Annotated in this window: 3 protein-coding genes; all 3 read right to left on the bottom strand. The window is 36.2% G+C overall.

The window, feature by feature from the left end:
* Window positions 1–39: 39 nt before the first annotated feature.
* The 3 genes from U9P79_08715 to U9P79_08725 all read right to left on the bottom strand — a co-directional run bounded on the left by U9P79_08715 (window position 40) and on the right by U9P79_08725 (window position 5,991).
* Window positions 40–1,518: an ATP-binding protein gene (locus U9P79_08715; protein MEA2104701.1), complete on the bottom strand. Its 1,479-nt coding sequence runs from the start codon at window positions 1,516–1,518 to the stop codon at window positions 40–42.
* A gap of 478 nt (window positions 1,519–1,996) precedes the next feature.
* Window positions 1,997–3,142 carry a response regulator gene (locus U9P79_08720; protein ID MEA2104702.1) on the bottom strand — a complete coding sequence of 382 codons (1,146 nt, stop codon included), beginning with the start codon at window positions 3,140–3,142 and terminating at the stop codon, window positions 1,997–1,999.
* A gap of 32 nt (window positions 3,143–3,174) precedes the next feature.
* The gene (locus tag U9P79_08725; GenBank protein ID MEA2104703.1) at window positions 3,175–5,991 is read right to left on the bottom strand and encodes a PAS domain S-box protein; all 2,817 of its coding nucleotides are present in this window, start codon (window positions 5,989–5,991) and stop codon (window positions 3,175–3,177) included.
* Window positions 5,992–6,137: the final 146 nt, after the last annotated feature.

Consider the following 6,137-nt stretch of genomic DNA (forward strand, 5'->3'; position numbering starts at 1 on the left):
AAAAATATCACGGATATTTCACTCCAAATCAAAGAAAAATTAATTTCCCTTAGGAATTTTTACGATAAAGGTTACGCCTTTATCTTGGTTATTTTGTACATAAATCGAACCACCGTGCTCCGTTACGATTTGTTGGCAAGTTGCCAAACCCATGCCGGTTGCATTTTCTTTTGTAGTATAAAACGGTTCGAAAATCTCATCCATATTTTCAGCGGAAATACCACATCCATTGTCGTGTATTTCTATGATAGCGATTTCCTCCTCAATCTTTGTTTGAATTTGTATCTTTTGATTTTGGGACGAAGCCTGAATTGCATTTAACAAAATATTTTCAAAAAGTTCCAGCATTCGTTCTCTATCGGTTTTAATTTTAGATACTTTTGGAACAAATTCAATCGAAATGTTTTTTGCTTTGATTTCATCATGCAAATCAGCAATAACCAATTTTATAATTTTATTCAAATCAACAATTTGCAAATCCTTTAACATGGGTTTGGTAAAACTTACTAATAATTTTAGAATATCAGTAGAGGTATTCAGATTTCTGTTTATAAGTTGTAGATGCTTAGTCATACGAGAGGGTGAAGAAGAAACCTCGGAGGTAGATAGGGTGGACATGCATAATTGAGCGGAAGTGCTGGCAGAGGCAAGACGATTTCCCACTTCATTGGCAAATCCGGCTGCCATTTTACCGGCAGTAACCATTTTTTCACTATTTAGCAGTTCCTGTTGAAGTTTTTTGATTTTGGTAATATCTTTATAAATAATTGTAACAGTATCCGTATTACCATCTGTGTCATTTATAGGGGTAAATTCGGTTTCAAAATAAATTTTTTCTCCACGAATCATCTTGCTGGAAGAGATTTGGGTTTTTATACCATCTCGAAAAACATTACGGATATTATCTTTCCAATCCTGAGTAAGAGGTGAAAATTCATGCCTTAACCCATTCAGATTTTCCCCTTTAAGCTTCCCGAAATATTCAACTGCCGAACCATTGATGTATTGAATATCAAAATTTTCATTCAAAATGATGATGCAATCGTTTGTGGATTCAAAGATTCCTCGAAAGCGATATTCGGTTTCCAGCAATTCCCTTTCTATCATACGAAGGCGGTAAAAATCTAAGGCATCGTTTATATAAGAAATAAATCTTTCGGAAGATATAATCGGTTTTACCACATATCGAAATACTTCACCGGAATTTATTGATTTGAGAATCTCCAAAGGATTTGTGATGGCAGTAAGCACCATCCGAACAATGTTCGGCTGGTTTTTCTTAACTTTTCGTAATAAAGTGAGCCCATCCATTTCCGGCATTTTCATATCTGCAACGATAACCTGAACCTGCTCTTTTTCTAAAATTTCAAGGGCATCATTGGCGTTTAAAGCAAAAAGACGATTGAATTTTTCATCTATCATAACCCTCTTCAACGCACTGATCATTTCGGGACTATCATCCACAAACAAGACGGTTTGATTTTTTAATTCCCGGGATTTATAATTTTTCGTTTTCATATTAAAATATTTTTTAGCCACAAAACCACACAAAAGTACACAAAAGTTTTTTCTTTTATCTCGTTAACTCTAAATGGTAACCCTTGTACTTTATTTATCTGATGTATGTCAAGAAATTAAACAGAATAATCATTATTTGGCTATTTTAGTTTCTAAAAAATACTCAATCCGCCAGCTGGCGGATTGAGTTACGTTTCTACTGCAAAGCAGTTATATAACATAGACTGGGGTTGCTTGCTACCCCAGTAAGATAAACGCAAGATCATTATTCGCTGAAAGCGATTGATAAGTCAAACTCAAAAAGCTCGACTCCCTCCAAACATACTGGCGGGTTGGTGGACGTCGTCTATTACGTTCGAGTCGGGATTTTTTTTAATGTAGCACTCACATTTAACAGATTTCGAAACCCGAGTCGAACGGAAAAAAATTCGTCGGACTCGAGTTTCTCAAAAAATAAGTTCATATTCGCCTTAAAAAATCAAACAACAATTGAGACGCGGATTGGTTCAATCACGCCGATTCCTTCGGAAAAAGAACGTAATAATTCAAGAATTGGATCTGTAACAATTCTCCCGCTTGAAACCAGTAAAACATTGTTTTTGGCATAAACATCATCCTTAATGATCATTGAATTTCGCAACTCGCTAACAGACACTTTTTTTACTACTCTATTCAATTGATGAGTTCCAAGATTGTCTAAAACAGTAAGAATCTCCCGATTATACGCTCCTTGCATCTTTTCCATTGCATTTATCGCCCGAAGTTTTGAAGATCCACGCACAATTCTTGTATCAAAATCAATAACAACATGGAGAATCTGAGCACCAAGTTCAATTTCCTGCAATCTCTCATTAAGAGTATTTGCCGGAAATAATGAAAAAGTTTTATTTTGTAATTTGATAATTTCTGCTACAGATTCCAGACGAGGAATATACCGAAGCAGATTGTGGGCGATGATTGGATGCTGTTTATACATATTTTTTTCGTCTTGGGTTAGATCATCACCTGCATAGACTTTTTCCAACAGTCCAGTTGGAATAGTTAGGCATCCGATCTGAGAAAGTAACGCAGAAAGTTCATACTGCCACTGTTTTTCCAGTTTCATCGTTTTTACTATGTCTCTCACATAATCACGAATTCGTGAGGCACGGCTATGAACTTCCGGTTTGAGAAGACTGAGCATCTCAGTGAGCATCTCCACACTTCCTTGCAATGTTTTTTCGATCAACTCTTTCTCGGCAGTAATATGGCGATAAAGTCCAATTCCATTTTCAAGCGATCTGCTCAACCGCTCAATATTGCAAGGTTTTGTAAGAAATTGGTAAATGTTTCCTTCGTTCACGGATTTTAGAGCTGTTTGCAAATCAGCATAGCCGGTAAGCATCATTCGGACAGTGTCGGGAAAAAGTTCTCTTACCTCAGTCAGCAATTCGATACCATTCATCTTTGGCATCCTCATATCCGTAACAATAACGGCAAAAGGACCTTTCCTTTTCATAAGCCGCAAACCATCCTCGCCATCTACGGCGAATTCAATGTGGAAATTTTTTTGTAAACGATGCCGATAAGCCGCCCTGATGGCAGAATCGTCATCCACAAATAAAATTTTTTCTTTATAATACATTTTTTCTTTATCCGTTTACAACGTGAAATGCTTTACTTTTTTGTTTCACTGAAGTTTAATTTATTTTCATCAAAATCCAAAATTTCTTCCTTCGAATCGACGGGCAAATTTATCGTAAAGGTAGTTCCTTCGTCAACTTCTGTTTCAAAATCTATATTTCCTTTGTGCTTTTTTACGATCACATTATAGCTGATGGCAAGTCCCTGACCTGTACCAACTCCCACCTCTTTTGTTGTATAAAAAAGATTAAAAATTTTTTGTCTCGACTCTTTGGGTATCCCGCATCCATTATCGCTTATTTTTATTTCAACCCATCCGGATTTGTCATTCGCGTCGTTTTTATAAGAAGTGGAAATTATGATAACACCTTTTTGATCATTTCCGTTACCAACCTTTTTTTTAATAGCCTGACTCGCATTAAGAATCACATTCAGAAACACTTGATTTATTTCACCCGGAACGCAGGACACAAGGGGAAGATCGGGATCTAAATTTGTTTCGATGGTTGCCGTGTATTTCCATTCATTTCTGGAAATTTCAACCGTATTTGTGATGGCATTATTCAAATCTATTTTTGTTTTCTCCGATTGCCCGGGGTGGACAAATTCTCGCATTGCTTTTACGATTTGGGTTACTCTTTTTATTCCATCTTCAGAAAACTTTAGTGCTTCCGGCACATCTGCAAGTATTTGCTCCAGCTCCTCGCTTTTCAATAATCCAATCAACTTCCTGATTATTTGTTCCTTATCATTCTTTGCTATAGACTCGTTTGCAAGTAGTGGAATTTGCTCTTTTGCCTTGCTAATAATATCAAACAAACTATTAAAGGATTCATGAAAAAGCACCATGTTGTAGCCGAGATATTGCACAGGCGAGTTTATCTCATGCGAAATTCCGGCAGCTAACTGTCCTACCGCCTCCAGCTTCTGCGTGGTTCTCAATTGCATTTCCATATATTTCCGATCAGTAACATCCTCCAAAATTCCGTCAAAGTATTCGGGTTCATTATTTCGATCTCTTACAAGTACGGCAGAGACCGAACCTATAAAGGGGGACCCGTCTTTCTTGATAAAATTACACTCTTCATTTTTAACAAACCCATTTTTTAGTATCTTATCGCAGATCCATTTTTGCTTTTGCTGATCTTCATAGAGTTCTTTATTCTTAAGTTCAAGAAATTCTTGTTTTGAATCAAATCCAAAAATATCCAGCATGGAGCGATTGACTTCCAAATGCTTACCTAACGCTCCGATTGAGCTTCGGTACACGCCCACATTAATATTATTTGTCAAGGTTCTATATTTTTGTTCACTCTCTCGCAGCGATTCTTCGGCAATTTTCCTGTCGGTTACATCACGAACAAAATGCACAAGATAATTGTTGTTTTTAATTACAATCACCGAGGATGTAATATCAACATAAAGAATCCTTGTATCTTCCCTGACAAATACTATGTCGGTGTGAAAAACATGATTCTGTGATATTTGGTGAGTTGTGAAAATTTCTTTCCGCTCTTCCGAGTTCGTAAAAAAATCTTTGAAATTTGCTTCATACAATTTTTTTTCTGCATACCCACTTATATGGAAAAATGCCGGATTCGCATAAATGATATTACGAGAATCCAGCGTGGTGATAACAATCCCATCGGGAGAAGTTTCGAATAGCACCCGATAACGCTCCTCACTCTCGTGGAGCTGTTTTTCCATCATTTTTAAATTATAAAAATCAAGTGCTTCGTAAATATAGAGGACGAATTCGCTCGTTGATTCTAAGGGTTTGATCAGATATTTATAAACTTCACCGGTATTAATAGACTCCAGAATCTCCATCGGATTTGTTGAAGCGGTCAGGATCATTCTGATAATATTCGGATAATTACTTTTAACTTCTCGAACAAGAGCCATGCCATCCATTCCGGGCATTTTCAAATCAGCAACAATGACATGAATTTCATTCTTGCGAATTATTTCCAAAGCTGCTTCTGCTGAAGTCGCAAATAATTGATTAAATTCCTCATCTATCAGACGTCTTTTGAGAGATTTGATAAATGCTATTTCATCATCAACAAAGAGGACATTCATGTTTTTGTAATAGGCTTTGTAGTGATGTAATTCTTCCATTTCAATGGCAGTACACTGAAAACCGGATATTTCATCATCCTCTTTGATAGGAATGATATTCATCTCGAAGTTTTTGACACTCCCGTTCTTACAGCGAATTTTACATTCTTGCAAACCGACATTGGATTCCGTTCCACCTATGATGATCTCATTAAGAGAATTTTCAAAATTAAGAGAAATAATAATTTCCTTCGACTCACTTCCGATGAGTTCTTCAGGTGAAAATTCGGTGATCTCAACCAATTTGTTATTCACATTTGTAAAATGGCTACCTTTATCAACTTCGAAATAGATAAAAGCAGACTGCTGGATGAAAGTTGAAAACTTCGTTTTTTGCTGACGGAGTTTTTTGTTTTGCCCGTATCGGTATAAAGCGATTTCGATAGAGGCAAAAAGCTCGTTCTTTTCAATAGGTTTGGGAAGATAACCAAATGGATTTGTATCCCGAGTTTGCAACACAATATCACTTTCATTGTGTGGTATCACGTAGATTATGGGAATATCGCGTTCTTTTAATATTTTTTTGGCAAGTTGAATCCCCTGTAGATGACCTCCGATATTAATGTTAATGATTAGCAAATCGGGAATGTCATTTATGGCTTTTGCATAAGCTATTTTTGGGATTGATTCAACACCAATAAGGGCATAACCCAAATAGGTCAGCATATGATCAATATGTCGTTTTGTGAATCCGTCGTCTTCTACAACAAGAATTTTTGCTTTAGGCATTCTTTGTTTTCTTTCTTATTCTAATTGATGTCCTTTATCGAAACCTTTGGAGTGCAACATCCGTGATGTTGCTTTTTTAGAAAATAAAATATCACGGATAGTTTATTACATTAGAAAATAAAATATCACGGATATTTTACTCCAAA

The sequence above is a fragment of the Candidatus Cloacimonadota bacterium genome, from assembly GCA_034661015.1.
In the GTDB taxonomy this organism is placed as follows: Bacteria; Cloacimonadota; Cloacimonadia; order JGIOTU-2; family JGIOTU-2; genus JAYEKN01.